This is a genomic window from Streptomyces sp. 2-1, assembly GCF_048564895.1.
GTDB lineage: Bacteria > Actinomycetota > Actinomycetes > Streptomycetales > Streptomycetaceae > Streptomyces > Streptomyces phaeochromogenes.
On sequence record NZ_CP183383.1, the window covers coordinates 810,243 to 836,560 of the forward strand.

Sequence of the window (26,318 nt, forward strand, 5' to 3'; positions counted from 1 at the left end):
ATCCGGTGGCGGCCCCGTCCCGCTGCGGTGACCATCACGGCATGGGCATCTTCCTGGAGACCGACCGGCTCGTGCTGCGGCCGTTCACCGTCGCCGACGTCGACCATCTGCTCGCGCTGGACGGCGATCCCGACGTCATGCGCTTCATCAACGGTGGCCGTCCGGTGAGCCGCGAGGAGATCCGGGCGAAGACCCTGCCACGGCTCCTGCACGATCATCCGGGGCTCGGGACCCGCGGCTACTGGGCCGCAGAGGAGAAGGCCACCGGGCTGTTCCTGGGCTGGTTCGAGTTCCGGCCGCTGGACGACGACAGCCCGGCCGTCGTCGAACTCGGCTATCGGCTCAACAAGGCCGCCTGGGGCCATGGTTACGCCACCGAGGGGTCACGGGCCCTCATCGACAAGGGCTTCACCGACCTCGGAGTAGAGCGGGTCACCGCGAACACCATGACGGTCAACACGGGATCCCGGCGGGTGATGGCGAAGGCGGGCCTGTCCTTCGTCCGGACCTTCACCCAGGACTGGCCGGACGCGCTCGCGGGCTCCGAGCACGGCGAGGTCGAGTACGAACTCACCCGGACCGAGTGGCAGCGTCAGCAGTAGGCGCGTCGATGGGCCGTGGCGGCCCACCGGGCTCATCCCTCACTCCAGGCCGACACGGGCGGGCATCACCGCGGCGCCGGCCGCCCGACCGGCGTCCCACCACCCCGCTACGGCTTCACGCCCACCCCGGTCCACAGGCTGACCTCGGCGTCCGTCGGCTGCTGCTCCGTGGCAGCGTTGTCATCCTGTGCGTCGGGGCGCCAGCGGTGGCCGACGGTGATGCCGGGGTCGAGGAGGTCGAGGCCGTCGAAGAAGCGGGCGACGTCCTTCTGGGAGCGGAACTGCACGGGGGTGCCGGCGCCCGTGTAGATCGCGGTGACCTTCTCCCAGGTGGGCGGGTCGAAGTCGGGCGTGCAGTGGCTCAGGGCCAGGGCGCTGCCCGAGGGCAGGGCGTCCAGCAGGCGGCCGACGATCCCGTACGGGTCCTGGGCGTCGGTGACGAAGTGCATGAGGGCGTTCAGGGACAGCGCGACGGGTCGGCCCACGTCGAGCACCTCGGCCAACTCGGGTGCGTTCAGGAGCGATTCGGGGTCGTTGGCATCCGCCTCGATGTACGTGGTGCGGCCCTGGGGGGTGCTGCGCATCAGGCGCTCGGCGTACTTGAGGACGAGGGGGTCGTTGTCCGCGTAGACCACCCTGGCCTCGGGGACCACACTCTGGGCGACCTGGTGAAGGTTCGGCTCGGTGGGGATGCCGGTGCCGATGTCGAGCCACTGGCGGATGCCGTGCTCCCGTGCGAGGACCCGGGTGGCGCGGTGCATGAAGGCCCGGTTCTCGCGGGCGCACACGAAGATGCCGGGATAGGCCGCCGCGACCGACTCCGCCGCCTGCTTGTCGATGTCGAAGTGGTCCTTGCCGCCCAGGTAGTAGTCGTACATACGGGCGGAGTGCGGCCTGCTGGTGTCGATGTCCCGCGCGGCCTGGGAGTTGCTCATTCTTTCCCCTTCAGTGGTGTACGTCGGCATGCCGGGCAGGTCTCGGCCGGGGCCGGCCCGAGGTCTTCCCGTTCGTGGTGTGGTTCAGCCGGCCGCCAGATGATCGGCGAGGCCCTTCTTGACGCCGGCGACGAACGCGGCGATCTCCTGCGGTGTGTAGATCAGCGCGGGACCGGCGGGATCGTTCGACTGCCGCAACGCCACGCGACCGTCGGCGAGTTGCTTCGTCTCCACGCACTGCCCCCCGTTGGGGCCGCTCCACGGACGCTCCCAGCCCTGCTCGCCGAGTTCCGACGCGGGCATTCCGTTGTACACACTTCCGTCGGTGGTGGTCATGAGTACTCCTTGCGCATGCGGTTCAACAGGGCCTTGCTGTCCGCGGACGAGGTGAGCAAGGACATCCGGTTGTGCGCCTCCAGATGACCGGCGACGTCGGAGCGCTGGTCCAGGTACACGGAGGCGGAGAGGATCTCGCTGTAGACGATGTCCGGCAGTTCCCGCTCCTCGAACCGGAAGTAGGTGAAGGGGGCGCAGGCCCCGATGTGGGCCCCGGCGGTGAACGGCACGACGTCGACGCTCACATGGTCCAGCTCCGAGACCTCCAGGAGCCGCTCGATCTGCTCCCGCATCACCTCGGCACCGCCCACCATCCGGTGCAGTACGGTCTCCTCCATCACGACCCATAACGTGGGCGCGTCGGGTCTCTCCAGCAGTCCCTGCCGGCGCAGCCGCAGATCGACCCGCCGCCCCAGGTCCTCGTCGCTCTCGTTGGGGAAGCCCCCGCGCAGCACGGCACGCGCGTAGTTGTACGTCTGCAGCAGCCCGGTGACGTAGTGCGGTTCATAGGTGCGCAGTGTCTTGGCGCCGGTCTCCAGGCTCACGTACGCGCTGAACCAGTCGGGCACCACATCGCGGTACGCGTGCCACCAGCCGGGCTCGTTGGCCCGCTCGGCCAGGGTGACGAACTCGTCGACCTCCTGCTGCGCGGCCCCGTAGGTCTGCAGCAGCTTCTCCACGTAGAGCGTCTTGAGCGCGACCTCCGCCTTCTCCAGTCTGCGGATGGTCAGCGGCTTCACATGCAGGGCCTTCGCCGCGTCGTCCAGCGACACCCCCGCGCCCTGCCGCAGCTCCTGCAGCCGCTTGCCCAGGATCATGCGGAGAACGGTGGGTGCACTGGTGCCGACGCCCGAACGAGCTTCGCTCACGCCCTACCTCCTGAGGAACTGTCACCGGTACGAGTCTGACAGCGACTTGCTGATGGCACCAGGCAGATACCGCCTTGCTGAAATTATCAGGGAGACGGTTGCAGCGTGAACTGGGCTACGAGCATAGTTAGTTCTGTGAGCGATCCCACCGAACGCGCGCGCATCGCCGTCAACACCCGCCACGCCCCGTGGAGTTGGCGCACCTCAGCGTTCGGCCCGCAGGCCGCCGGAACACCCCGCCGGACGGAGCCGAAGGTCGTGATCCCCAACTCCCCCAGCGCTCCTCCTTGTTGGAAGGCAATCACCGTGTCCCCCCACACGACTCCCTCCCTTCGGCTCTTAGGCTCCACGAACACGGACACCGCACACTGGCTCGAGCTCCCGGCGCACCGGACCAGCGTCAAGGTCGCCCGCAACACGCTGGGCGAGCGGCTCACCGCGTGGCGCCTGCCCTGCGAGTTGCGCGACGACGCCGTACTGCTCGTGTCCGAGCTGGCCACGAACGCCGTACTGCACACGGCCAGTACGCGGATTCTGTGCGGCGCCGGGCTCACGGCGGACGGAAGCCTGCGCCTGGAGGTGCACGACGAGGACCGCACGGGCCGCCTCCTGCCGCGATGCGATCCGGGCCCCGACGACGAGAACGGTCGCGGGCTCCTCCTCGTACAGCACATAGCCGACACCTGGGGAGTCGACCGCTCCCCGCTCACCGGGGGTCACGCGGTCTGGGCGACCCTGACCGACGGCGTCTGAACCCACCAGGTTCGAGGTCCCCTCCCGGATGCCGGCGGGCAAGGCGCCCGTCGGCATCCGCCGCGCCCCCGCGGAAGCCGCCCCACCGGAAGCGGACCCATCCGAAGTGCCCCGAGGTCCGCACAGCCCGCGACCTCTCGGATGCGTTCAGTAACCACTGTGACACCTGAGGCCCCTGATCACGCTGTCGGAGTGGTGGCCCGCGCCGAGGCGCGATGCCCCGCGCCCGGATCTCCCCGCCAATTCCGTGACGTCTTCGCCGGACAACCACTGCTGTGTTGGGAGATGGTGAAGGCAGACGAGAACGGCACCGGAGGAAACGGTGGGCACGGTAGAACAGGGGACAGTCGGCACAGGGAACGGCGTGCCGCGTAAACGGGCGAAAGCGGTGCCTGCAATGAGCGCAGCCGGAATTCCCGTGTCCGACGACGACGAACGGGTCCGCGGGCCGTTACGGCCGAGCGCGCTGCTGGACGTGCTGGGCGTGGCCTCGGTGGTGCTGGACACCGAGGGCCGCGTCGTGCTGTGGAGCCCGCAGGCCGAGGAGCTGTTCGGCTACACGGCACGAGAGGCGCTGGGTGAGTACGCGGCCCGGCTGATGGTGCACGAGCAGCACGTCGACCTGGCCGTGAAGCTGTTCACCGACGTCATGGACACCGGTCGCGGCTGGGCCGGCGGCTTTCCGGTCCGGCACAAGGACGGCACCACGCGGCTCGTGGAGTTCCGGAACATGCGGCTCCTGGACGACCGCGGTGGCGTCTACGCCCTGGGTCTCGCGGCCGATCAGTCGACCGTGCACCGCCTCGAACGGGATGTCGCGCTCTCCGTGCAGATGGTCTCGCAGTCCCCGATCGGGCTGGCGGTCCTGGACAGGGACCTGCGGTACGTGTCGGTCAACCCGGCCCTGGAACGGATCAACGGCATCTCCGCCGCGGAACACGTCGGCCGGACGATCCGCGAGGCCCTGCCGTTCCTGGACGTCGAGGCCATAGAGTCCGCGGCGCGCCAGGTCCTGGATACTGGTGTCCCGCTTGTCGAACAGCCCACGATCGGCCGGACCCCGGCCGATCCGAACGAGGATCACGCCTGGTCGGCCTCGTACTACCGGCTGGAGGACTCCCTGCAGACCGTGCTGGGGGTCGCCGTCTCGGTCGTCGACGTGACCGAACGGCACCGCTCGGCGATCGAGGCGGAGACCGCGCGACGACGCCTCACGGTCATCGCCGACGCCTCCGCCCGTATCGGCACCACCCTGGAGCTGGACCGCACCGCCTGTGAACTCGCCGACGTCGCCGTGCCGGAGCTCGCCGACATCGCGTCCGTGGACCTGCTGGAGGCGGTGGTGGAAGGCCGCCGCAGCGACCTCGGTCCGACCGAGCACACGCTGATCCGCACGCTGGCCGTCCGGACCGATTCCGCCGCCACCGAGACCCCCGACGAGGCCGCCCCTCACGGACAGGTGGCCCGGTACGGCTCCGACCGTCTCGTCACCCAGTGCATACGTACAGGCAGCCCGGTCATGGTGTCGCAGGTGAAGGACGAGGACCTGCTGCGTATCGCCCAGGACCCGCAGGCGGCCGTGCTGCTGGGCCGGGCGGGTGTCCACTCGTACCTGGCGGTGCCGTTGGTCGCGCGCGGCGAGGTGCTCGGCGCCCTGGATCTCAAGCGGACCCGCAACCCGCGGCCCTTCAGCAACGACGACCTCGTACTGGCCCGGGAGCTGGCGGCCCGGGCGGCCGTGCAGATCGACAACGCCCGCTGGTACCAGAACGCCCGCAACACCGCCGTCGCCCTGCAGCGCAGTCTGCTGCCCAGCCACCCGCGCATGACCACCGGTCTGGAGGTCGCCTCCCGCTACCAGCCCGCGGGGGCGGCCGGTGAGGTGGGCGGCGACTGGTTCGACGTTCTCCCGCTGGACGGCGACAAGACCGCGCTCGTCGTGGGTGACGTGATGGGCAGCGGCATCAACGCGGCGGCGACCATGGGCCGGCTGCGCACCGCAACGAGCACCCTGGCCTCGCTCGACCTCGATCCCGCGCGGCTCCTCGAACACCTCGACAAGGCCACCGGGGGCCTGGACGAGTCCATCGCCACCTGCGTGTACGCCGTCTACGACCCCCACCGGCACCAGTGCAGGATCGCCAACGCCGGACACCTGCCGCCGGCCCGTATCCGCCCCGGCCACCCTCCCGAACTGCTCGACCTGCCCACCGGGGCACCGCTCGGCGTGGGCGGCGTCGCCTTCTCCACCACCACCGTGGACCTCGAACCCGGCGACCAGCTCGTGTTCTACACCGACGGGCTCGTCGAAACGCGCCAGCACGACCTCGACGACCGCCTCAACACGATGCTGGGCCTCCTCGACGACCCCACGCGCCCCCTGGAAGACGTCTGCGACCTCCTCCTGAGCACCCTGCACCACCCCGACAACCACGACGACGTGGCCCTGCTCATCGCCCGCGCCCGACCACAGGCGTAAGGATCCCTCGCTCATGACCAGCCTCGCCCAGCTGCGCAGGACGGCGCTCTCGCTCCCCGGGACGGCGGAACGAAGCACCGGCTCCGGCACGAAGTCGTTCACCGTGCGCGACAAGCGGTTCGCCTCGCTGGGCAAGGACGACTACGTGCAGCTGCACCTCCCCACCGCGGACGCGGACGAGGTCCTCGCCGCGCACCCGACCGCCGAGCCGCTGACCCGCGGCACGACACACATCGGCGTACGCCTCCCGATCGGGGACATCAACGGTCAGCAGCTCAACCACTGGGTACGTCGCGCCTGGCTCGCGCACGCGCCCGGGCGACTGGCGGCGCAGGCACAAACCGCGGACACGGCGGCTGCCGGTGAGGTCGGTGACCTGCCCAGGGCCATCGGAAATCCCGCCACTCGGGCGCTCGCCAACGTCGGCATCACCACGCTCGCCCAGGTCGCCGAGATGAGCGAGGCCGAGCTGCTGGCCATGCACGGAGTCGGCCCGAAGGCGGTTCGCCTGCTCGGCGAGGCGCTCGGCGCGGCGGGACACCGTCCCAAGGGCTGACGCGGCGGTTGCCTCCCGGCAGGGTCCGGCGCGCGGCGGGTCCGCGGTCTCAGGGTTCGATGACGAGGCGTTCGACGAGGCCGGCGCGGAGCGTGAACCGGTAGTGGAGATCGACGGTGCCGCCGGGGAAGTCGCCTTCGAGGTGCTGGGTGGCGATGTAGTGGTCCGCGTCGGTCTCGCGGGCGTCGGTGAGCTGGACGGTGTAGGTGAACTCGGTGGCGGCCCGGTCCAGCCATCCCTCGATCGCCGCGGTGCCCGCGTAGGTGTGGCCGTCGTCGACCACCGTGGCGTCGCCGGTGAACGCCGTGATCGCGATGGCGGTGTCGTGGTTGCGGTGGGCCGTCAGATAGCGGGTGATCACCTCGGGCAGGGCATCCAGGGCGATGGTCCGGGGCTGGTTGTCGTGCATGACGCTCCTCGTGGAGGGGGTGATGGGTGGTCGCGGGATCAGACGGTGGGGGTGGTGCCGCCGTCGATGACGTGCTCTGCGCCGACGATGGCCGAGGCACGGTCGGAGACGAGGAAGGCGACGAGTTCGGCGACTTCCTCGGGTCGGTTGGGGCGGCCGAGCGGGATGCCGCCGAGGGAGTCCATGAGCCGGCCCAGTGCCGCCTCCTCGGTGATGCCCGCCTCGTGGGCGATCCGGGCGACAAGGTCGTCGGCGGCCGACGTCTGGACGAAGCCGGGCGAGACGGCGTTGACACGGACGCCCTGCGGGGCGACCTCATTGGCCAGGCCCTTGCTGTACGTGGTCAGGGCGGCCTTGGCGGCGGCGTAGGCCAGGGTTCCGTTCCACAGCGGCATGCGGCGCTGGATCGAGGTGACGTGCACGATCGCGCCCTTGCCGCCGGCGATCATGTGCGGCAGGAGAGCTCGGTCCAGGCGGACGGCGGCCAGCAGGTTCGTGTTCAGTTCTCTGGTCCAGTCGTCCTCGCCGAGCGCCGCGAAGCCGCCGGCCGGTGCCTCGGATCCGCCGAGGGTGTTGACGAGGATGTCGACGCCTCCCAGGCGGGCGTCCACCTCCGCGACGACGTGGGCGGCGCCCTCGGCCGTGGACAGGTCGGCTCCGACGAAGGTCTTCTCCTCGACGTCGTCGGGGCGGCTGCGGGCGGTGACGAGCACGGTCGCACCGGCTTCGGCCAGGCGTCGGGCGATGGCGGCGCCGGTGCCTTTGGTGCCGCCGGTGACCAGGGCGCGCCGGTCTTCGAGGGATTCGCTGAGGGGTGTGGTCACGGTGTCCCTTTTCCGAGTGAGGGCATTCAGGGTCGGGGTGCGGGCATGGTGCGCCACCGCTCCCGACTAAACTGCTAAAATAGAAGCTACTAACTTCGACTTTAGCAGTAACTGAAGGGACGGTCGCCGTGGCAAGCCGGATCAGGCTGGAGGACCGGGAGTGCCCGCTGTCCACGACGGTGCAGCACGTCGGCGAGTGGTGGACTCTGCTGATCCTCCACGACGCCTTCGACGGCTACACCCGCTTCGACCAGTTCCAGGAGAGCCTCGGCATCTCCTCCAGCATGCTCACCACCCGGCTCAAGACCCTGGTCGAGGACGGGCTGCTGGAGCGCCGGCCGTACCAGACCAACCCCGTCCGCCACGAGTACGTACTGACCGAGCTCGGGCACTCCCTGCGACCGGTGATCGTCACCCTGGCCGCGTGGGGCAACTCCCGCCTCCCGGCGGCGGAGCGCAGCATGATCCTCGTCGACGCGCACAGCGGCCAGGAGGTCGAGCCCGTCGTCGTCGACGCCAGGACCGGCCGCCGGCTCGACGACAGCGACGACTACGTCTTCGCGGCAGGGCCCGCGGCGAGCGATGCCATGCGCGGCCGCTACGCCACGCGGCCGGGCAGCCCGGCACAGGAGGCATAGGGCGAGGGCGCCCAGCGGTGTTGCCGGGCGCGTCCTCACATGTCGACGCCTCAGCTCGTGAACATCGCGGTCCCGTTCACCCACGTTCCGGTGACCGCTCCGGCCCGCTCCGAGGCGAGGAACGCGGCCAGTTCCGCGACCTCCCGCAGCCGCGGCGACGCCGGGAGCATGCGCAGGCCGTCCAGCATGTCGAGGATGCCCCGCAGTGCCTCGGGGCTGGCCATCGCGGGGTTCACGGCTCCGAGCTTCTCCGGTGTCAGGGTCTCCGGCACTCCGGCCACCCACAGCCCCAGCGCCCGTACGCCCTTCGGGCCGAGCTCCTGTGCCAGGGCACGGATCAGCGTGTCGATCGCCGCGTCCGCGGGGCACGTACCGCCCATCATCGGACTGGCGTGCGCGGAGCCGCTGTTGAGGGCGAGGATCACTCCGGAGCCCTGCTCCGCCATGCGGCGGCCCGCCGCGCGGGCGGTGATGAAGTTGGTGGTGATGCCGGTGGTCACCGGGGCGATGTAGTCGGCCACCGACATGTCCACCACGGGTGTGCCCTGCACGTCGTTGCGGGTGATGAGGTTGAACGAGATGTCGACCGAGCCCGCCTCCGCCAGCACGGTGTCGGCGTGCTCCTCCACCGACCGCTCGTCGAGCGCGTCGACCACGGCCACGTGCGCCCGGCCGCCTGCCGCCTCGATCTTTTTGGCCACCGCCTCCAGCTTGGCGGCCGTCCGTCCGGCGAGGAAGACGCGGGCGCCCTCGCGGGCGAAGGTGCGGGCGACGGCACCGCCGATGCTCCCGCCGGCGCCGTAGATGATCGCGTTCTTGTCCTGCAGCAGCATGATGGCTCCTGGTCCGCTGTCGTGATCCGAAGATGTCGGCCATACAGACGCACGGCGAGCGCGTCAGTCATCGCTCCTGTTCGGAAATTTTCAGCGGCAGCCCGAAAGCCGGCAGCAGGTGCGGCTCGAAGGTGGTGATCTCCGCGATGCGGCCGTCCTCGATACGCAGAACGTCCAGGTTCTGGGCGCGGTAGACGGTCGTCCCCGGCCGTTGGACGTAACCGCCCACCGCCGGGAGCCCGTTCGCCCAGGTCGGCAGGTGCCGCCACCGGCCGAAGTACATCGGGGAGGCCGGGTCGAGACTCTGGCCGACGAAGGCGAGAATCGCCTCGCGTCCGACGAACCAGAGCGGGTTCGGCGGCATGGTGAGCTTGGCGTCGGCGGTCAGCAGTTCAGCCATCGCGGACAGATCGAGCCGCTCGGCAGCGTCCCGGTAGCGCTCGACCACCTCACGCTCCTCGCGGGTCGGTGCGGCTGACGGAGCCCATTCCGTACGGCGGCCCGCCGGGAGATGCTCGCGCAGTGCGGGCCGGGCGCGCTGCAGGGCGCTGTTGACGGAGGCGGTGGACAGCTCCAGCAGCCCGGCGGTCTCCGTGGCCGGCAGACCCACCACGTCCCGCAGGATCAGCACCGCCCGCTGCCTCGGCGGCAGATGCTGCAGCGCGGCGAGGAAGACCAGCTCGACCGTCTCCCGCGACAGCGCCTGCGACTCGGGGCCCGCCTCCTCGGCGGGGATGTCGGCGAGCAGCTCGTCGGGGTACGGCTGCAGCCACTCGATCCGTGTCGGCGGCTCGCCCTTGCCGTGTTCCATACCGGGCAGCCGCTCGTACGGGTGCGGAGTGCGCTGGTGGCGGCGCAGATGGTCCAGGCAGGTGTTGGTGGCGATGCGGTACAGCCAGGTGCGCATGCTCGCCCGGCCCTCGTACGCCTCCCGGCTCCGCCAGGCCTTCAGGAACGTCTCCTGGACCAGGTCCTCGGCCTCGTCGTACGAGCCGGTCATGCGGTAGCAGTGCACCTGCAGTTCGCGGCGGTACGGCTCCAGGAGCTCGGCGAAGCCTGCGTCGGTGTCGGTCTGCTGCGGCACGACGGAGCCTTTCGGGCGGCGACTCGGGTCTGATGCGCCGTCATTGTGCCAGCCCCGTGCCAGCCGGGAGGTTCCGCGAGGCGGGTCGGGCCGTGGTGCCGTGCGCCCGCCGCGAACCGCGGGCTCACCGAGGCGGCTCAATGCATGGACGGGTACGCCGCCACCGGGGCGTTGTCAGTGGTGGCAGGCATGATGACGGGCATGACGACACCAGTTGCAGTGATCGTGGATGCCGCCGCCTACGCGCAGGCGGTCGAGGACGCGGTGAAGGCTTCGGCCGCCTATTACGCGGGCGGCACCTCGGTGCTGGACGACGACTCCTACGACCGGTTGGTGCGCGGTATCGCGGCCTGGGAGGCCGACCACCCGGACGAGGTGCTGCCCGATTCCCCGACGGGGAAGGTCGCCGGCGGCGCGGTGGAGGGGGATGTGCCGCACACGGTGGCGATGCTGAGCCTGGACAACGTGTTCTCGGCCGAGGACTTCACCGCCTGGACGGCGTCGCTGGCCCGGCGCATCGGGCACGAGGCCGAGCGGTTCAGTGTCGAGCCGAAGCTGGACGGTCTGGCGATCGCGGCCCGCTACACGCGCGGGCGGCTGGACCGGTTGATCACTCGGGGCGACGGGACGGCCGGGGAGGACGTCTCGCACGCGATCGGCACCATCGAGGGCCTGCCCCAGGAGCTGGCCGAGCCGGTGACGGTGGAGGTGCGCGGTGAAGTCCTGATGACCACCGCCCAGTTCGAGCACGCCAACGAGGTGCGCACCGCGCACGGCGGGCAGCCGTTCGCGAACCCGCGCGGCGCTTCGGCGGGCACGCTGCGCGCCAAGGAGCGTGCCTACACGGTGCCGATGACGTTCTTCGGCTACGGATTGCTGCCTCTCGCCGACACCGAGGCGGAGCTGGCGGAGCGGCTGGGCGAGAGCGCGCACAGCGACCTCATGGTGCGGGCCGCCGGGCTCGGGGTGAACACCACCGCTACCACTGCCGTGCCCGGCATCGTCGCGGAGACGGCCGAGCAGGTACTGGACCGGGTGCGGGAGATCGCCGCGCTGCGCGCCGAGTTGCCGTTCGGGATCGACGGCATCGTCATCAAGGCGGACCTGGCCGCCGACCAGCAGGCCGCCGGTTCCGGTTCACGTGCTCCGCGCTGGGCGATCGCCTACAAGCTGCCCGCCGTGGAGAAGATCACCCGGCTGCTGGAGGTGGAGTGGAACGTCGGCCGCACCGGCATCATCGCCCCGCGCGCGGTGCTGGAGCCGGTGGAGATCGACGGCGCCACCATCACGTACGCCACCCTGCACAACCCGGCCGACATCACCCGCCGCGATCTGCGTCTGGGCGACCATGTCATGGTTCACCGGGCCGGTGACGTCATCCCGCGTATCGAGGCCCCCGTCGCCCATCTGCGCACCGGTGCCGAACAGCCCATCGTCTTCCCCGAGGTGTGTCCGCGCTGCGGGGCCGGCATCGACACCAGCGAGCAGCGCTGGCGCTGTGAGAACGGCCGCAACTGCCACCTGGTCGCCGCCCTCTCGTACGCCGCCGGCCGCGACCAGCTCGACATCGAAGGCCTGGGCCACACGCGGGTCGTCCAGCTCGTCGAGGCGGAACTGGTCAAGGACCTCGCCGACCTCTTCTCCCTCACCCGCGACCAGTTGCTGGGTCTGGAGCGGATGGGCGAGACCAGCACCGACAACCTCCTCGCCGCGCTCGACACGGCTAAGGGGAGACCGCTGTCCCGGGTGCTGTGCGCGCTCGGGGTCCGTGGCACCGGCCGGTCCATGTCTCGCCGTATCGCCCGGTACTTCGCCACGATGGACCTCATCCGCGCGGCCAACGCCGAAACGATGCAGCAGGTCGAGGGCATCGGCACCGAGAAGGCCCCGTCGATCGTCGCCGAGCTGGCCGAACTGGCCCCGCTGATCGACAAACTCGCCGCGGCCGGGGTGAACATGACCGAGCCCGGCGCCACACCGCCCCAGCCGGCCGCGGAGAGCGGCGAGGACAACGGCGAGGGAAGCGTCGAGGAGAAGGGCGAGGAGAGCGGTGCGGGCGAGGCGGCCGGTCCGCTCGCGGGGATGACGGTGGTGGTCACCGGTGCGATGACCGGGCCGCTGGAGAAGCTCAGCCGCAACCAGATGAACGAACTCATCGAACGCGCCGGGGGCCGTTCCTCCTCCAGCGTCTCCAAGAAGACCACTATGGTCGTCGCCGGTGAGGGCGCCGGATCCAAGCGTGCCAAGGCCGAGTCGCTCGGCGTCCGGCTGGCCACGCCCGACGAGTTCGCCGCCCTCGTCACCGACTTCGTCGACTGATCCCGCCCCGGGCGGTGGGACCGATGAGTTTCTGCCGCCGAGGTCGTCCTACATCCGATGGGCGTCGACGATCGACGGGCGATCGACGAGGAGGAGATGTTCACCATGGACGGATCGGCACGGCAGGAAGCCTTGGAGAGGCTGGACGTTCTGGCGGGCGAGTGGGTGGTGGAGGCCGACTTCCCCGGCCTGGACACGCCTGCCGCGCGCTGCGTGTTCGAGTGGACCCTGGACCGACGGTTCCTGGTCCAGCGCACCGAGATCTCGCTGGCCGAGGCGCCGGACAGCATGGCGATCATCGCGACCGACCTGGAGACGGACGCGTACACACAGCACTACTTCGACTCGCGGGGCGTCGCCCGGTTGTACGCGATGAGCTTTGCCGGCGGGGTGTGGCGACTGCTGCGCGAGACGCCGGACTTCTCGCCGCTGGACTTCCGGCAGCGGTTCACCGGACAGGTCAGCGAGGACGGCACCACCATTCGTGGCAGCTGGGAGACCTCGCACGACGACTCGACGACCTGGGAGCACGACTTCACGCTCACCTACCGCAGGAGCGGTTGAGATGACAGTCAGCGGATCATCGGGCGAGGTCGCACGGGACATCGTCGACGCGAACAGGTACATGGTGCTCGCCACCGCCGACCAAGCGGGGATGCCGTGGAGTTCCCCGGTGTACTTCGCCCATCGGGGGTACCGCGAGTTCTTCTGGGTCTCCTCGCCGCGGGCCACCCACTCGCGCAACATCGCGGTACGCACTCAGGTGGGAATCGTGGTCTTCGACTCCTCGGTAGCGATCGGTACCGGACAGGGGGTGTACATGTCCGCCGTCGCAGCGGCGGTGGACGCTGCGGATACGGAGGAGGCGCTGGCAGTCTTCTCCCGCCGGTCGGTCACGCACGGCGGCCGGGTGTGGACGGCCGACGACATCCAAGACGCTCAAGGCGTCTCAGGTCTGGCCCTGTACCGCGCGGTCGCCGATGAGCATTCGATGCTCGCCAAGGACGGACAGCCGGATCATCGCGTGCCCGTCCAGCTCGCTGACTGATCGTTTGCGCACATCAGATTCAGGGCTCGAACCTGATGCCGGCGGCGATCGGGAGGTGGTCGCTGCCGGTGGCGGGCAGGGTGCGGATGGCGGTGACCACCATCGAGCGGGTCATGACGTGGTCGATCCGGGAGACGGGGAAGGTCGCGGGCCAGCTGAAGGCGAAGTTGCGCCCTGCCGAGTCCATCCGCTCGGTGACCGGGTCCAGTCCGCGGTCGTCCACCGTGCTGTTCAGGTCGCCGAGCAGGATCACCTTGGCCAGCTTCTCGGCCGCGAGGGCCTCACCCAGCAGGCCGGCGCTCTCGTCCCGCCAACCGGAACTGAGTCCGTTCCATCGGATGCGAACCGAGGGCAAGTGGGCGACGTACACCGCGATATCGCCCTGCGGCGTGCGTGCCGTGGTCCGCAGGCCGCGGTTCCAGCCCTCCGGGATCCCCTCCGGTTTGATGTCCACCGGCCGGACGTCCGACAGCGGATACTTCGACCAGAGTCCGACGGTTCCTTCGACCGCGTGGTGGGGGTAGTCCGCCGCCAGGGCCGACTCGTAGGCGGGCAGCGCGGAGGGCGTCAGCTCTTCCAGAGCGATGACGTCCGGTGCGGCTTCAATCAGGTCGCTCGCGGTGCCGCCGGGGTCGCGGTTCTCGTCACTGACGTTGTGCTGGACCGCCACGATGTCGTGCGGGCCACTGTCCTCGTCGGCCAGCACCAGCCCGCCGAAGAGGTTCCCCCAGACGGCCACGGGCAACAGCAGGGCCACCAGCGCGAGGGCCGAGCGCCGCAGCAACGCCAGGACCAGCAACAACGGAACGGCCAGCCCGAGCCAGGGCAGAAACGTCTCCAGCAGGCTGCCGAGTCGCCCCACCGCATTGGGCACAACGGAGTGGAACGCCATCAGCCCAGCGGTCACCACGGCGAGCGAAGCGAGAACACGCCCACGAGCCCAGGCCGACCGGCTTCCCGTGCCCTTCCCCCACCGCCACCGTTCAACGGCCCTCAGCCACCGGCGGGCCACCACGGCCTTCTCCCCCGCCACCACCCGACCGCCCGCCTGCTCCCCCACGCCCCACCCATCTGCCCCGGCCCCGTCCCCGCGCCATATCCATGAGCACGAGGTGCCTTGTACGACGCACGGTCCGAAGATCAGGTTCCAGTTGGCGAAGGTGAGCACCTCGCAGCAGACGGCACCTTCCGCGCGGTGAGAATGTGGACGCCCTCCGCCGAACAGATCGCCGTGCACGAGACTGTCCTTCGTGAGCGCGCCTCGCTGCTCGTCGACGGTGTGTCGGCGGGCGTTGACCCGGGAGGAAACGACAGCATGATCATCTTTGGGACCAAGGGATATCTGTACCAGCTCGCGATACTGACGCTGGTGTGTGGGCATTGCGGCAATCCCTCCGCGCACACGCTCAGGAAGCGGGTCACGAAGTTCACGTTGTTCTTCGTGCCGCTGTTCCCGTTCTCGACGAAGTACCAGACGCAGTGCACCTTCTGTGGTGCGGAGCAGAAGGTGACGAAAGAGCAGGCGGAGCAGTTGCAGGCTCAGGGTGCGGGCGGCCAGGGTGGTCAGCCGTACGGGCAGCCGCAGCAGCAGCCGTACCAGTCCTGAACCGGGCCGGGAGCGAGGGCGGAGGCAGGTCGTCGGCCTGGGCGAATGGCGCCCAGGCCGGGTGTGGGTCTGGAGCTACGGCCCGATCGGGCGGTCGGACAGTTGGGCGAGCCTGGTGAAGTAGGCACGGTAGAGGGGCTCGTCGGTGGTCGGGATCTCGATGGTGACGAGTAGGCGTCCCGGGTCGGTCCTGGGTGCGTAGATCGGCTCGTCGAGCTGGGCGATGTTGCCGAAGTGGAGCCGGGTCACGCCACCCCTGCGGGCATCGGCGCGCACCTTGATCCAGTTCAGCGGGGCCCGGTACGAGCCGATGACGACATTGCGCCGGAACAGCTCGAAGATTCCGTGGTCGACCCGCATGTGCACATCTCCGTGTTCGAAGACCGCGGGTTCCATGTCGGACCACCCGCCGGCCCTCACAGCAGCACCGCTCCGACGACGACCGCCGCCACTCCGAGGAGCAGCGCCACGATGCTGCAGGTCATGTCGAGTGAGCGGGAGCGGGGTTCAGCCGCGAGGTCCGGGGTGAAGACGGCGGGGTCGTCGGGCCTGTAGTGGATCGTGACGTCCCGACCGTACGAGTTCGTCGGGTCCGGCAGTCCGTCGGGGCAGTAGGCGATGACGGACGTGCCTTCGTGGGTGGTGAACCTGATGACCGGCGTGTGGCTGGTCATCGTGTCCCCGTCGGCATCGGTGTCGGTGTCCGTGAGCACGGCGATGACACGGCCCTGAACAGGGGGTTGGGAAGTCAGCGCGTCCATACGGCGGTTCGCCACGCGTGCGTTCTGGGGCATGTAGAACACGCCGGAGAGGGTCCAGGGTCCGCCGAAGCCGACCAGGGCCCACGGCCAGCCCCAGTCGATCGCGGCATAGACCACCAGACCGGCGTAGATCAGGAAGACCGCGAAGTTCGGCCACCCGAGCCCGCGTCGGCCTGCCCAGAGGTCACCGACGAACCGGTAGGCGTGCGGTCTCCCGCGCGGAAAGCGGACGCCGACCTCCCTGCCCGTCCAGGCAGCCGCGATCCTCTCCCCGAGGTCGGCGTCGTTCGTCACGGTGAACTCCTGCCCGGTGGACGGGTCCTGGAAGGAGACGACCACGGGTATCCCGTCGCGCTGCGAGCTTCCGTGCCTGGGCTCGCGCACCCGCTCGATCCGTCCCATGACCCGGACCGCCCGCTGGGCCGGGGTCAGCCCGGCCAGCGACAGGCCGTACCCGACCAGCGCCACGGTCCCGAACGCCCCGCACCACAGCGCCAGATATCCCTGAAGGTCCATGTGTCTTCCTCTGCTTCTACGTCAGCGAGATGCGGCCGACGCGGCGTACGTCAGTGTGCGGGGGTGCGCCGCACCACCTTGCCCTGCCCGTTCGCCTCCAACGACGCCGTACCCTCGGCACCCGTCACCACGACCCTGATGGTGAGCGAGCCCGTGAGGCGTTCGACGGTGAGCTGCCAGGTCTTCGGGGAACTGACACCCAGGCCACTCCTCGCCTCCTCGACCAGGGCGGGGAAGCGGTCGTACGGCAGGGAATCCCGGTCGAACGTCGGGGCCTGCGAGCCGGTGGGCGCGTACACGATCGAGAGCAGCCGGTCCTGTACGACGACGGTGAGCGCCGTGCGCGCCTCCGTGCCCTTGGTGAGCAGGCCGACGGCCTTGCGCAGCTGCCCCCTGTCGAGGAACGACTGGTTCGGGCCGAGGGTGACCGTGCCGTAGGCCGACGACACCACCATGCTCGACGAAGACGAAGGGGCAGAGGTAGCGGTAGACGAGGAGGAGACCTGCGGCTTGTCGGAGGCGTCCCCGTCGAACAGGTCGGCGCGGAACAGCAGGACCACAGCAGCCGCGGCCAGCAGCAGGCCGAACAGCCTGACGAAACCGACGCCACACCCCTCGGAGGACTCACTCACCAGGACCGGCCCCGGCGCCGAGTCGAGGCGGGCGTCGGCCGCCCGTTCCTCCCATTCCGGGGTCGGCCGTTTCACGATCCTCACCCGCCACGGCCGGTCCGGCGGGTACTGGACCACCACGACGACGCCCTGCCGGTAGTCGGGCAGGTCCGCGAGGTGGATGTCCTGCGAGAACGCGACGCGGTACGCAGGTACGTCGTCCGGCGCGACCGTCAGGTCGAACCGCACCGTCACATCGCTCGTCGCGGCGCCCCCGACGGCCTCCCGACTCTCGACCACCGCGAGCGCGGTGCGCGGCACGACCGCCGCCTCCCGGGCACGCCTCGGCGCACCGGCGAGCAGAAAGAGCAGACCGTAGACCGCCGGCAGTCCCACACCCGCGACACACAACGGCACGCTCCCGATGACACAGCCGACGACGAAGGCGGCCGGCGACGCCCCGATCACACCACCCGTGAGGAAGCCCAGGGCGATGGCGACGGGGGTGCTGCGCGCGGGCGGCGCGCTCGTGGTGATCGTCATGCGGGCCTCACTTGAGGCCCGAGTGGGCGAGGCCCTCGACGAAGTGGCGCTGGGCGACGACGAAGACGATCAGGACCGGCAGGACGGTCATGGTGGCGGCCGCCAGTTGGGTGTTCCACATGTCGGCCCCGTAGGAGTCGGTGAACCGGGTGAGTGCCTGCGGCAGCGTGAACAGCTCCGGCGAGGTGAGGTAGACCGTGGGTTCCAGGTAGAGGTTCCACGAGGTGAGGAACGTAAGGATCGCGACCGCGGACAACGCCGGCTTGGCCAGCGGCAGGAAGATCCGCCACCAGAGCGCGGGGCGGCCCAGGCCGTCCAGCCGGCCCGCCTCCTCCAGTTCGGCCGGCAGGGCGATGAAGAACTGCCGCATGATGAAGGTGGCCAGGACACAGGGTCCGGCCAGCGCGGTGACCAGGATCAGCGGCCAGTGCGTGTTGATCATCCCGGCCCGCTTGAACATCTGGAACAAGGGCACGATCGTCACCTCGCTGGGCACCAGGAGGCCGGCCAGCACCACCAGGAAGAGGGCGTTCGCTCCGGGGAAGCGGATCCGGGCGAAGGCGTACCCGGCGAGGCTGGAGACCAGCAGGGTGATCAGGGTGACCAGGACGGCGATGTACACGCTGTTCACGTACTGCCGGGCGAAGGGCTGGAAGCTGAACGCCTCGGTGTACGCGGAGAGCGTGGGGTCCGGGGTCCACAGTGACGGCGGGGACTTGAAGATCTCGGGCAGCGGCTTCACCGAGGCCGCCACCATCCAGATGGTCGGCACCACGAACGGGATGGCCAGTACGCCGAGCGCCGTCACCAGGAGCACTCGCCGGAGGACGGATTTCGACTTACTGCTCATGGAACACCCATTTCCGGCGCAGCTGCCATTGCAGCAGGGTCAGCAGCATGACGAAGGACAGCAGCATCAGGGCCAGCGTCGAGCCGTAGCCGATGTCGTTGAACTCGAAGGCCTGCTGGAAGACGTAGTACACGAGCACCGTGGTGCTCAACTCCGGGCCGCCACTGGTCAGTACGGCGATCTGCGCGAACGACTGCAGTGCCCCGACGATGGTGATGATCGAGGTCAGCAGGACCGTGGGTGAGATGAGCGGCAGGGTGATCCGGGTGAAGATCACCCTGCTCCCCGCGCCGTCGATCCGGGCGGCCTCGTACAGGTTCGACGGCACGCCCTGCAGGGCGGCCAGGAAGAGCACCATGTTGACGCCGACGCTGCGGATCACCTGCGTGACGATCACCGACACCATCGCGGTGTCGCCGCGCTGCAGCCAGTTCGGCCCGGTGATGCCAATCGTGTCGAGAAGGCCGTTGACACCGCCGTTGTCCTGGAGCAGGAAGCCCCAGACCAGGGTCCACGCCACCACGGAGACGACGACCGGGGAGAAGAACAGGGTGCGGAAGAACGTCGCTCCGCGGAACCGCCGGTTCAGGAGTACGGCGAGAAGCAGGCCCAGGCCGATGTTCAGGATCACGACGCCGACGCAGAAGACGGCGGTGGCCCCCAGCACCGAGGGCAGTTGCGGATCGTTGGCCAGGGCTGCGTAGTTGTCGGTTCCGACGAAGGTCTGCTTGCCGGTGAAGACGTTCCAGTCGCTCAGGCTGTACCAGATCGCCAGTCCGACCGGGATCAGCACGAACAGCACGACCCCGACGAGCTGCGGAGCGATGAACAGGTAGCCGGCGAGCACGTCCCTGCGCCGACTCGTCCAGAACGGTGGTCCGGAGGTGCTCCGGGCTCCTGTCGGTGCCCGGGAGGCATCCGGTGTCGTCGTGGGGGTCTTCGTGAGGGCGGCCATGGTTACTTGGCCAGGATCGGTTCGATCGCGGAGCAGACCGATTTCAGTACGGCGGGGATGTTGGCGTCGGCCTTCCACATGGCGTCCAGTGCGGTCTTGCCCTTCTGGGCGATCTCGGCGGGACTGGTGTGGTTGGGCAGGGTGACGGCGTTCGGCAGCTGGTCCACCACGGCTTCCTGCAACTGCGCCGCGGTCAGCACCTTGTTGTCGGCGGCGAGCTTGGCGCCGGTGAGCAGCGACTTGCGCGGCGGCGGGAAGAACTGCGCCAGCTTCTCCGAGTTCGCCGGATTCGTCAGGTAGGCGAGGAAGTCCGTCGCCTGGTCCCGGTGCTTGCTGGTGGTCAGGACGCCCACCCCGGCCTGGCCGATGACGGCGTGCCGGCCGGCCGGGCCCGCGGGCAGGGGGTACAGCGCGTACTTGAACTTGTCGGTGAGCAGCGAGGAGCGGGAGACCTGGGCCACGGTGAAGGCGGCGTCACCTGCGAAGAAGTCGGCCGTCGTACCGGGCCCGGGCATGGCCTTGGTCTTGAACGCGGCGTCGTGCAGGAAGGTGAAGGCCTGCTCCATCTCGGGGCTGGTGAAGGTGCACTTCTTGCCGTCCGGGCTCCAGGCGGCGGCGCCGAAGCCGGTCCATACGGTGGCCAGCGTGTTCCACGACTTGTAGTCGAAGTCCCGGACGACGAAGCCGGCCTTTCCGGTGGCCGAGTGGACTGCCGCGCCGGCGGCGGCGACCTGGTCCCAGGTCAGGGACTTCGGGTCGATCTTCTGCTTGGCCTTCGCGAGGAGGTCGGTGTTCACGTACAGCGCGAAAGGCGAGGTCGAGAACGGGTAGGCGTACAGCGTGCCGTCCCGGCTGAACTCCTTGGTCGCGCTGCCCTCCAGGTCGTCGTACTGCCAGCCGTCGGTCGCCTTCAGCTTGTCGGTGAGGCCGACCAGCGCGTCGGAGGCGATCAGATCCCTCGACAGGTCACCCATCCACGCCATGTCGGGAGCGTTGCCGCCGGCGATCTGGGTGGTCAGGGTCGAGTTGTAGTCCTCGAAGGGCAGGCTCTCGAACGTGATCGAGGAGACCTCGGGGTGCTTGGCGCGGTACGCGGCGGCGATCGTGTCGAACAGCTTGAGCTGGTCCTGGTTCGAGGTCCAGACGGTCATCCGCAGCTTGACGTTCTTGGCGTTCGTCGCCCCGGACCCGTCGTCGGACGCACCGCAGGCGGCCGTCAACGCCAGTGCCGTCGTCAGCGCGACGGCGCCGAACAGCTTTCTTGCTCTGTTCATGGGAGTGGTTCCTTCGTGCTCTCGGCGCGCGCTGCGCCTCGGGTTGGCTAGTAGCCGGCTATGTGCGGCCAGTGGAGTTCGATCCCGGCCGCGGTCAACCTGCCCTGGAGTCGGTCGACGAGGTGCTCGTCGATGGCGACCTGCCGCGGGCTCAGGCCCAGATCGAGGCAGTACGCGACGAGCTCGCCGGCCGATTCACCGACGTTCCACTCGACCGGATGCAGCCGGTAGGCGCCGTTGGTGATGTGCGTGGTGCCGATGTTCTTGGCGGCCGGCACCAGGTTCTGGGTGGCCACCGGGATCAGCGCCCCGAGTGGTATCTCGAACGGCGCGCACTCGACGTCGATGTAGTTGTCGCCGCCGGTGGAGGGATGCAGATCGATGCGGTACATCCCCACCCCGACCGAGCCGTCGAACCGGGCCGGTCCGGCGTCCCCTCGGGCTTTGACGGAGATGTCCTGCTCACGCACGGTGGTGAGTGCCTTGATCCGCCGGGATTCACGGATGTACGGGGCCTGCGCGAACCCGTCGGCCGTGCCGACCAGGTCGCCTCGCAGGCGCAGCCCTGGCCAGCCGCGGCCACCGTCCGGGCGGGGCGCCTCGGTCTGCAGCCAGTACACGTAGGCGCGAGACTGTGCCTTCGCGGCGTTCAGGTGGTGCTGCCGGTCGTCGGTGTCGATGATCGAGCCGTTGACGTAGTCCAGTTGCGGCCAGTTGGCCAGCACGATGTCGCTTTCGTAGAAGCCGTCGGCGAAGTTCTGCCGGGCGGCGATCCGCCGGAACTGCCACAGGTCCTGGTCGCCGGCGTCGAACCGGGGGTCCCCGGTGGCGTCGCCGCCCGGGTTGACGTTCATCGTTCGTTCCTCCGGCACGAGGGTCCGGGGGTTCGGCGCGACGAAGGACAGCATCGGCGCGCCCCAGTAGGGCAGTTCGAACGAGCGCCAGTAGTCGTAGTCGTCCGGTCGGGCGATGGTGTGGTCGCCTGCGACATGGTCGAAGACGAAGCACCACGCGATCGACTGCACGTTGCCCGGATCGGCGACCTCGGGAGCGCTCGGCTCACCCGTGTCGGATTGCCCCTCGGCCCCGACGACGTACTCGGTTCCGGTCAGTGGCAGCAGGTCGCCGGTCTCGGTGCCGTCGAGGACGTACTCGGCGGTGATCACGGTCTCGGCTCCGGTCCGCGGGTCCGTGACGGTGACGGTACGGACGGTCGCGTCGCTCACCTCGGCTGTGATGGGCACCGCGGGCTGCAGGACGGTGAGCCGCCCGGTCGACCGGTACGGCGCGAGCAGGGCGGTGATCACCGCGTTCGCGACCCTCGGTTCGTGGCACAGCCTGCTCACCCGGCCGCGGCCCGGGTTGAGTTCCCGGTCGGCGCGAGCGGCCGCCGTCAGCGGGTAGTGGTCGCGGTAGTAGCGACGGATGTCCTCCCGCAACGCGCGGTAGCGCGCGGTGACGCCGAACTGTTCGACCCAGATGTGCTCGTCGGGCGGCACGGCCTGCGAGGTGAGCTGCCCGCCGAGCCAGGCGTACTCCTCGGTCATCACCACGCGGCGACCGCGTTGCAGCAACGCCAGGGCCGCGGCGACGGAGCCGAGTCCACCGCCGATGATCGCCACCTCGGCCGTGATCCGGTCGGTCATGACGACGCGTCCGTCCGCGCGACGATCGTGTCGCCCGGTTCGACCTCGGCGACCAGTAGCCGCTCCGTGTCCAGGCCGGCCCACTCCTGCGGGTCCGTGGTGATCAGGAGTTGCAGGAGATCGAGTGCCTCGGCCGCCAACTGCTGCCTGGGGATGTGGAATCCGGCCAGTCCCCGGCCCTCCACGCGATGGCCGCGCACCTCACCGAGGGCGGCGAGCGAGGTCTCGTCCGGTACGGCGACTCCGGCGCCGGACAGCGCGTGCGCGACGTCCTCGGCCAAAAACGCGTCCTCCGCGATGATCAAGGTGGCTCCGGTCGCCCGGGTCAACCGGGGCAGGTCGGCGATTCTCTCCTCACCGACCAGCAGGAATGCCAGCCTGCCTTCCGCCGAGGCGGCTTCGACGGCGCCGCGCCTGTCCCGCGCGGTCGGCGTGTCGCGGCCTCGGTGGACGTACAGCGCCTGCTGGTGCCCGTCGGCCGCGGCCTGGTCGATCAGTGCGGTGGTCGGGGTGACGTAGTCGATGGCCACGTACGGCACCGCGGCGGCGGTCTCGTCCCGGCGGCCGATCGCGACGAACGGGAACTGCTCGGCCACCAGCCGTTCCAGCTCGGACGCGACCATCTGCTGGCCGAGCAGGACGCAGCCGTCGGTCAGCCGCAGCCGCGTCTTGCGGTGGAAGAGGCTCCGCGTGCCGTTCTCGACCGGTGAGGAGGTGAAGAACAGCAGGTCCCAGCCGATGTGTTCGGCGGCCCGCTCGATCCCGTTCAGCAGTGGACCGTAGAAGTCCATGCTCTCGGGGGACAACGCCGCCTCGTAGGTGAAGACGCCGATGATCTGGTTGTCCAGACCGGCGAGGCGACGGGCCGCGGGGTCGGCGACATAGGTGAGTTGCTCGATGGCCGCCTTGACCCGCGCTCTGGTGGCCTCGGGCACCCGCACGTTCGAGCCGTCGCGGTCGTTCAGCACCACCGACACGGTGGTCTGACTGACGCCCGCCAGCTCGGCGATCTCGCGTTGGGTGACGCGGCGAGGTCTCGGCGACATCGATCCTCCATCTGATAATGCCTATCTTCACTTGCCGGAGATGACCGTATTACAGGGAGGCTCACCCCGGCAAGAACCTGTTGACACCAAAGTATCGGCCTGGAAACGTGTCGTTCACGGAGTTGAAGATACGCATTATCAGCCCGGTGCGCTTCCGAGCGCTGGACAGGAGCAGACGATGACCTCCGAAGCCTTCTCCAGACCCACCCTCAATCGCCGGGGCTTCCTCGGCGCGGTCCTCGCGGCCGGTGTCGTGCTCGTCGCCGAGTCGGCCCCGACCTCGGCGCACGCCGCGGCCGGCGACGTCACCCTGACCGCCGGTGGCATCAGCCTGCTGGCCAGTCCGGGCGGCAGGCTCGCCATCCGGGACGCCGGTGGCGTCACCCGGTCGGCCGGGTCGAAGTTCCAGGTCAAGGACAGCGTCACCGGCATCCACGTGTCCACCGGCGGCACCCCGGTCCTGAGCACGCTCCCGGACGGGACGCCGGCGATCCGGATGGACTACACGTTCGACGCCGCCGCCGGCCCGACCGGCGTCACCGGCTGGTTCAGCGTCGGCACCTCCCATGCCGTACTGGAGTGGCGAATCACCGGAGCGTCCACACTGGTCCCGGACGGCTTCCTGTTCAGCCGGGCGATCCAGGCACCGACCGCGCCCGACGACTACATCGCGATCACCGAATGGGTCCGCGACACGGGCGGCGGCATCCCGTACGAGGACACCCTCGGCGTCGCACACACCTCCACCTGGGGAAGCAGTCTGCACGGCCTGTTCCTCCTTGACCGCTCCCGCCAGGCCTGGACGAACGCGACCTGGGTGCACGCGCCGGGCGTGCCCGACCCGGCCGGCGGCTGGACCAGCCGGGCCGACTTCTTCTTCTCCGAGACCCGCCCGTCGGCCACCGCCACCATCGGCCGGGGCCGTGAACTCGGCCTCGAACTCACCACCGACCGCGACTTCAACCTGTACGAGTCGGCCGGTGAGCCGATGGAACTCACCGCCCTGGTGGCCAACGGCGACGCGGCCCGATCGGTCGACCTCGAACTGTGGGTGCGCGGCTTCGACGGCGCACTGCTGGCCTCCACGACCGCGACCGGCAGCGTCGCCGCGGCCGGCACCTGGCAGCACACCTTCACCCTGACCGCACCCGCCGGTGGGATCGCACTGGCCGAAGTGGTGGTCAGATCGGGCGACGACGAGGCGTTCGCCCGGACCAACCTCGCCGTCCTGCCGCCGTACGACTACCAGGCCGGCGCGGACAGCATGTTCGGCATCGCCAACTACCCCTGGCTGCAACGGCCGAGCGCCGACGCCCTGTTGGACCTGTGGCAGAAGGTCGGCATCGGCCTGGTCCGGATCGCCTACGACGGTGGCCCCGGGCTGCCGCCCGCCGCCTTCGACGCGCGCGGCATGCGGCACAACATCGAACTCCAGCCGTCGCTGGATGTCACCGACGCCGAGGCGGCCACCTGGGCCACGGACAAACTGGCGGTGGCGGTCGGTGCCGGTGCCGGCTACTTCGAGGTCGGCAACGAGCTGAACAGACCGTTCAACACCGGCGACGCCGCGCAGACGTACCTGGACAAGGCGCTAAGGCCGGTCTTCGACCGACGAGCGGCCACCGGCGACACCGTCAAGCTGATGAACAACGGGCTGGCAGGCATGGACAAGCCGTGGGTGGAGAACTTCATCGCGGCAGGCGGATGGGACCTGATCGACGCCTTCGCCTACCACCCGGGACGCGGCAACTTCACCCCGGACTACATACCGCCGGGCGACGACTGGAGCACCGGCGCCGACGGCACCTACTGGAACTTCCACGGCGGCCTGCGCCAGCTGAAGGCGCTGATGGCGGAGCACGGCGAGAAGGAGATCTGGCTGACCGAGGCCTACGCGCCGACCAAGCCCAACAGTTGGTGGCACGACACCTACCGGCATGCCGCGGAGAACGTGCTGCTCACCCTGGCGCTGGCCAAGGCCGAGGGGGTCCGGTGCGTGTGCTGGTACCAGTTCCACGACAGCGTGCTCGGCATGCCGCAGGTCGCCGACCCGGACAACGTCGAGTACCACTACGGCCTGACGAACCGCGACCTCAGCCCGAAGCCGTCGCTTCTGGCGTACGCGACAGCGGCCCGCACTCTCGACCAGGCCACCTTCCGGGGCCGGCTGACCTTCGCCGACCCGCAGACGTTCGGCCTGTGGTTCGACACACCCGCAGGACCCGCGGTCGTGCTGTGGAACCGGGCCGACGGCTACCTGCTCAACACCGCCGGTCAGCGCACCGACTGGCACTTCCCCGCCCCCGAGGTGTGGGTCGACCCCTGGCCGACCAAGACCTCGATCGTGGCAGCCGCCACGACCGCCGTACGGCAGGTGGACGCGGTCGGGCAGGTCCGGCAGATCCCGGCCGCGGGCGGCAAGGTGACGCTGAAGCTCGACGGGGCGCCACGGATCCACTACGGCCTCAAGCCGCGCACGGACAGCCAGGGCCGGCACACCCTGGCGCGTGCGCGACGCAGGAAGTGAGGCGGGCGAAGTGCCCCGCCCGCAGTGCCGTCATCTACCAGGTCTGTTGGATCCGGCCTCGGAGCAAGGAGGTGCCGCCCTGCCAAGCCATCCGTCCGGGGCAGACGGACCGCGCGTACCCCGATCGCCCGCTCGGGCAGGCGCTGTCCGGCGTAGGACGGGGCCTGCCCGAGCTGGTCGGCAGTTCGCTGACGGGGTGCGGGTGCCCACTGGCGGTCCATTTCTGCGGTGCCAGGGTCCGTAGGACGTCGAACTCGTTGCCCTCGAGGTCTGGCACGACCACCCATTTTCGGTCCGC

The 26,318-nt window shown here is 69.7% G+C and carries 26 protein-coding genes; 10 read left to right on the forward strand and 16 right to left on the reverse strand.

From position 1 onward, the window contains the following. Window positions 1-41 precede the first annotated feature (41 nt). The gene (locus tag ACN20J_RS03780) at window positions 42-602 is read left to right on the forward strand and encodes a GNAT family N-acetyltransferase (RefSeq protein ID WP_419665215.1); all 561 of its coding nucleotides are present in this window, start codon (window positions 42-44) and stop codon (window positions 600-602) included. A gap of 107 nt (window positions 603-709) precedes the next feature. On the opposite strand, the gene ACN20J_RS03785 is transcribed toward ACN20J_RS03780, so the two are convergent. The 3 genes from ACN20J_RS03785 to ACN20J_RS03795 form a co-directional block, all read right to left on the reverse strand. Further along, the gene (locus ACN20J_RS03785; protein WP_189841824.1) at window positions 710-1,537 is read right to left on the reverse strand and encodes an SAM-dependent methyltransferase; all 828 of its coding nucleotides are present in this window, start codon (window positions 1,535-1,537) and stop codon (window positions 710-712) included. An 84-nt stretch (window positions 1,538-1,621) separates the two neighbouring features. Then, window positions 1,622-1,873 carry a DUF397 domain-containing protein gene (locus tag ACN20J_RS03790; protein ID WP_055614220.1) on the reverse strand — a complete coding sequence of 84 codons (252 nt, stop codon included), beginning with the start codon at window positions 1,871-1,873 and terminating at the stop codon, window positions 1,622-1,624. After that, the gene (locus tag ACN20J_RS03795; RefSeq protein ID WP_189841823.1) at window positions 1,870-2,742 is read right to left on the reverse strand and encodes a helix-turn-helix domain-containing protein; all 873 of its coding nucleotides are present in this window, start codon (window positions 2,740-2,742) and stop codon (window positions 1,870-1,872) included. The genes ACN20J_RS03790 and ACN20J_RS03795 overlap by 4 nt, the downstream gene beginning before the upstream one ends. Before the next feature lie 135 nt (window positions 2,743-2,877). Between ACN20J_RS03795 and ACN20J_RS03800 the strand changes: the two genes are divergently transcribed. From ACN20J_RS03800 to ACN20J_RS03810, 3 genes are all read left to right on the forward strand, one after another. Further along, the gene (locus tag ACN20J_RS03800) at window positions 2,878-3,495 is read left to right on the forward strand and encodes an ATP-binding protein (RefSeq protein ID WP_308405923.1); all 618 of its coding nucleotides are present in this window, start codon (window positions 2,878-2,880) and stop codon (window positions 3,493-3,495) included. Between the two features lie 397 nt (window positions 3,496-3,892). Continuing rightward, window positions 3,893-5,974, forward strand: coding sequence for a SpoIIE family protein phosphatase (locus ACN20J_RS03805; RefSeq protein ID WP_419665216.1), 2,082 nt, complete (start codon window positions 3,893-3,895; stop codon window positions 5,972-5,974). A 13-nt stretch (window positions 5,975-5,987) separates the two neighbouring features. Further along, window positions 5,988-6,530 (forward strand): hypothetical protein, encoded by a 543-nt coding sequence (locus ACN20J_RS03810; RefSeq protein ID WP_419665217.1) that lies wholly within the window; start codon window positions 5,988-5,990, stop codon window positions 6,528-6,530. 49 nt (window positions 6,531-6,579) lie between these two features. Here the strand turns inward: ACN20J_RS03810 and ACN20J_RS03815 are convergent, their stop codons facing one another. Further along, on the reverse strand, window positions 6,580-6,939 hold the full coding sequence (locus ACN20J_RS03815; RefSeq protein WP_419665218.1) for a nuclear transport factor 2 family protein: 360 nt from the start codon (window positions 6,937-6,939) through the stop codon (window positions 6,580-6,582). Between the two features lie 38 nt (window positions 6,940-6,977). Continuing rightward, window positions 6,978-7,763, reverse strand: coding sequence for an SDR family oxidoreductase (locus ACN20J_RS03820; protein ID WP_419665219.1), 786 nt, complete (start codon window positions 7,761-7,763; stop codon window positions 6,978-6,980). A gap of 128 nt (window positions 7,764-7,891) precedes the next feature. On the opposite strand from ACN20J_RS03820, the gene ACN20J_RS03825 reads away from it, so the two are divergent. Beyond that, window positions 7,892-8,401, forward strand: a complete 510-nt coding sequence (locus tag ACN20J_RS03825) for a winged helix-turn-helix transcriptional regulator (RefSeq protein ID WP_419665220.1) — start codon at window positions 7,892-7,894, stop codon at window positions 8,399-8,401. Window positions 8,402-8,451: 50 nt separating this feature from the next. Here the strand turns inward: ACN20J_RS03825 and ACN20J_RS03830 are convergent, their stop codons facing one another. Next, window positions 8,452-9,234, reverse strand: a complete 783-nt coding sequence (locus tag ACN20J_RS03830; protein WP_419665221.1) for an SDR family NAD(P)-dependent oxidoreductase — start codon at window positions 9,232-9,234, stop codon at window positions 8,452-8,454. Between the two features lie 67 nt (window positions 9,235-9,301). Further along, window positions 9,302-10,381 carry a sigma-70 family RNA polymerase sigma factor gene (locus tag ACN20J_RS03835; RefSeq protein WP_419668828.1) on the reverse strand — a complete coding sequence of 360 codons (1,080 nt, stop codon included), beginning with the start codon at window positions 10,379-10,381 and terminating at the stop codon, window positions 9,302-9,304. Window positions 10,382-10,519: 138 nt separating this feature from the next. Between ACN20J_RS03835 and ligA the strand changes: the two genes are divergently transcribed. The 3 genes from ligA to ACN20J_RS03850 are packed head-to-tail and all read left to right on the forward strand — an operon-like array spanning window position 10,520 to window position 13,685. Beyond that, window positions 10,520-12,637, forward strand: a complete 2,118-nt coding sequence (ligA, locus tag ACN20J_RS03840) for an NAD-dependent DNA ligase LigA (RefSeq protein WP_419665222.1) — start codon at window positions 10,520-10,522, stop codon at window positions 12,635-12,637. Window positions 12,638-12,694: 57 nt separating this feature from the next. Then, on the forward strand, window positions 12,695-13,201 hold the full coding sequence (locus ACN20J_RS03845; RefSeq protein WP_419665223.1) for a hypothetical protein: 507 nt from the start codon (window positions 12,695-12,697) through the stop codon (window positions 13,199-13,201). Window position 13,202: 1 nt separating this feature from the next. Further along, on the forward strand, window positions 13,203-13,685 hold the full coding sequence (locus ACN20J_RS03850; RefSeq protein ID WP_419665224.1) for a pyridoxamine 5'-phosphate oxidase family protein: 483 nt from the start codon (window positions 13,203-13,205) through the stop codon (window positions 13,683-13,685). Window positions 13,686-13,704: 19 nt separating this feature from the next. On the opposite strand, the gene ACN20J_RS03855 is transcribed toward ACN20J_RS03850, so the two are convergent. Next, window positions 13,705-14,577: an endonuclease/exonuclease/phosphatase family protein gene (locus tag ACN20J_RS03855; RefSeq protein ID WP_419668829.1), complete on the reverse strand. Its 873-nt coding sequence runs from the start codon at window positions 14,575-14,577 to the stop codon at window positions 13,705-13,707. Window positions 14,578-15,000: 423 nt separating this feature from the next. On the opposite strand from ACN20J_RS03855, the gene ACN20J_RS03860 reads away from it, so the two are divergent. Beyond that, window positions 15,001-15,291 (forward strand): zinc-ribbon domain-containing protein, encoded by a 291-nt coding sequence (locus tag ACN20J_RS03860; RefSeq protein ID WP_189841982.1) that lies wholly within the window; start codon window positions 15,001-15,003, stop codon window positions 15,289-15,291. A gap of 75 nt (window positions 15,292-15,366) precedes the next feature. On the opposite strand, the gene ACN20J_RS03865 is transcribed toward ACN20J_RS03860, so the two are convergent. From ACN20J_RS03865 to ACN20J_RS03900, 8 genes are read right to left on the reverse strand one after another with little or no spacing between them, the layout of a single operon-like run. Continuing rightward, complete coding sequence (locus ACN20J_RS03865; protein WP_419665225.1) at window positions 15,367-15,651, reverse strand: hypothetical protein; 285 nt, start codon at window positions 15,649-15,651, stop codon at window positions 15,367-15,369. Window positions 15,652-15,707: 56 nt separating this feature from the next. After that, a complete protein-coding gene (locus tag ACN20J_RS03870) occupies window positions 15,708-16,568 on the reverse strand; it encodes a DUF3592 domain-containing protein (protein ID WP_419665226.1) in 861 nt (286 codons plus the stop codon). A 50-nt stretch (window positions 16,569-16,618) separates the two neighbouring features. Beyond that, window positions 16,619-17,722, reverse strand: a complete 1,104-nt coding sequence (locus ACN20J_RS03875; RefSeq protein WP_419665227.1) for a hypothetical protein — start codon at window positions 17,720-17,722, stop codon at window positions 16,619-16,621. 7 nt (window positions 17,723-17,729) lie between these two features. Then, window positions 17,730-18,572: a carbohydrate ABC transporter permease gene (locus tag ACN20J_RS03880; RefSeq protein WP_190231270.1), complete on the reverse strand. Its 843-nt coding sequence runs from the start codon at window positions 18,570-18,572 to the stop codon at window positions 17,730-17,732. After that, window positions 18,562-19,527: a carbohydrate ABC transporter permease gene (locus tag ACN20J_RS03885; protein WP_419665228.1), complete on the reverse strand. Its 966-nt coding sequence runs from the start codon at window positions 19,525-19,527 to the stop codon at window positions 18,562-18,564. Before ACN20J_RS03885 ends, ACN20J_RS03880 begins: the two co-directional genes overlap by 11 nt. A 2-nt stretch (window positions 19,528-19,529) precedes the next feature. Beyond that, window positions 19,530-20,801 (reverse strand): ABC transporter substrate-binding protein, encoded by a 1,272-nt coding sequence (locus ACN20J_RS03890; protein WP_419665229.1) that lies wholly within the window; start codon window positions 20,799-20,801, stop codon window positions 19,530-19,532. Window positions 20,802-20,848: 47 nt separating this feature from the next. After that, the gene (locus tag ACN20J_RS03895) at window positions 20,849-22,447 is read right to left on the reverse strand and encodes an FAD-dependent oxidoreductase (protein ID WP_419665230.1); all 1,599 of its coding nucleotides are present in this window, start codon (window positions 22,445-22,447) and stop codon (window positions 20,849-20,851) included. Further along, window positions 22,444-23,493: a LacI family DNA-binding transcriptional regulator gene (locus ACN20J_RS03900; RefSeq protein WP_190231274.1), complete on the reverse strand. Its 1,050-nt coding sequence runs from the start codon at window positions 23,491-23,493 to the stop codon at window positions 22,444-22,446. Before ACN20J_RS03900 ends, ACN20J_RS03895 begins: the two co-directional genes overlap by 4 nt. A gap of 178 nt (window positions 23,494-23,671) precedes the next feature. On the opposite strand from ACN20J_RS03900, the gene ACN20J_RS03905 reads away from it, so the two are divergent. Beyond that, window positions 23,672-26,020, forward strand: coding sequence for a hypothetical protein (locus ACN20J_RS03905; RefSeq protein WP_419665231.1), 2,349 nt, complete (start codon window positions 23,672-23,674; stop codon window positions 26,018-26,020). Window positions 26,021-26,318: the final 298 nt, after the last annotated feature.

Excerpts from the sequence above, each read along its gene's own strand:
- ACN20J_RS03780 (WP_419665215.1), top strand. The coding sequence starts at position 42 with ATGGGCATCTTCCTGGAGACCGACCGGCTCGTGCTGCGGCCGTTCACC.
- ACN20J_RS03785 (WP_189841824.1), bottom strand. The coding sequence starts at position 1,537 with ATGAGCAACTCCCAGGCCGCGCGGGACATCGACACCAGCAGGCCGCAC.
- ACN20J_RS03790 (WP_055614220.1), bottom strand. The coding sequence starts at position 1,873 with ATGACCACCACCGACGGAAGTGTGTACAACGGAATGCCCGCGTCGGAA.
- ACN20J_RS03805 (WP_419665216.1), top strand. The coding sequence starts at position 3,893 with ATGAGCGCAGCCGGAATTCCCGTGTCCGACGACGACGAACGGGTCCGC.
- ACN20J_RS03810 (WP_419665217.1), top strand. The coding sequence starts at position 5,988 with ATGACCAGCCTCGCCCAGCTGCGCAGGACGGCGCTCTCGCTCCCCGGG.
- ACN20J_RS03815 (WP_419665218.1), bottom strand. The coding sequence starts at position 6,939 with ATGCACGACAACCAGCCCCGGACCATCGCCCTGGATGCCCTGCCCGAG.
- ACN20J_RS03830 (WP_419665221.1), bottom strand. The coding sequence starts at position 9,234 with ATGCTGCTGCAGGACAAGAACGCGATCATCTACGGCGCCGGCGGGAGC.
- ligA (WP_419665222.1), top strand. The coding sequence starts at position 10,520 with ATGACGACACCAGTTGCAGTGATCGTGGATGCCGCCGCCTACGCGCAG.
- ACN20J_RS03845 (WP_419665223.1), top strand. The coding sequence starts at position 12,695 with ATGGGCGTCGACGATCGACGGGCGATCGACGAGGAGGAGATGTTCACC.
- ACN20J_RS03850 (WP_419665224.1), top strand. The coding sequence starts at position 13,203 with ATGACAGTCAGCGGATCATCGGGCGAGGTCGCACGGGACATCGTCGAC.
- ACN20J_RS03855 (WP_419668829.1), bottom strand. The coding sequence starts at position 14,577 with ATGGCGTTCCACTCCGTTGTGCCCAATGCGGTGGGGCGACTCGGCAGC.
- ACN20J_RS03860 (WP_189841982.1), top strand. The coding sequence starts at position 15,001 with ATGATCATCTTTGGGACCAAGGGATATCTGTACCAGCTCGCGATACTG.
- ACN20J_RS03865 (WP_419665225.1), bottom strand. The coding sequence starts at position 15,651 with ATGCGGGTCGACCACGGAATCTTCGAGCTGTTCCGGCGCAATGTCGTC.
- ACN20J_RS03870 (WP_419665226.1), bottom strand. The coding sequence starts at position 16,568 with ATGGACCTTCAGGGATATCTGGCGCTGTGGTGCGGGGCGTTCGGGACC.
- ACN20J_RS03875 (WP_419665227.1), bottom strand. The coding sequence starts at position 17,722 with ATGACGATCACCACGAGCGCGCCGCCCGCGCGCAGCACCCCCGTCGCC.
- ACN20J_RS03880 (WP_190231270.1), bottom strand. The coding sequence starts at position 18,572 with ATGAGCAGTAAGTCGAAATCCGTCCTCCGGCGAGTGCTCCTGGTGACG.
- ACN20J_RS03885 (WP_419665228.1), bottom strand. The coding sequence starts at position 19,527 with ATGGCCGCCCTCACGAAGACCCCCACGACGACACCGGATGCCTCCCGG.
- ACN20J_RS03890 (WP_419665229.1), bottom strand. The coding sequence starts at position 20,801 with ATGAACAGAGCAAGAAAGCTGTTCGGCGCCGTCGCGCTGACGACGGCA.
- ACN20J_RS03895 (WP_419665230.1), bottom strand. The coding sequence starts at position 22,447 with ATGACCGACCGGATCACGGCCGAGGTGGCGATCATCGGCGGTGGACTC.
- ACN20J_RS03900 (WP_190231274.1), bottom strand. The coding sequence starts at position 23,493 with ATGTCGCCGAGACCTCGCCGCGTCACCCAACGCGAGATCGCCGAGCTG.
- ACN20J_RS03905 (WP_419665231.1), top strand. The coding sequence starts at position 23,672 with ATGACCTCCGAAGCCTTCTCCAGACCCACCCTCAATCGCCGGGGCTTC.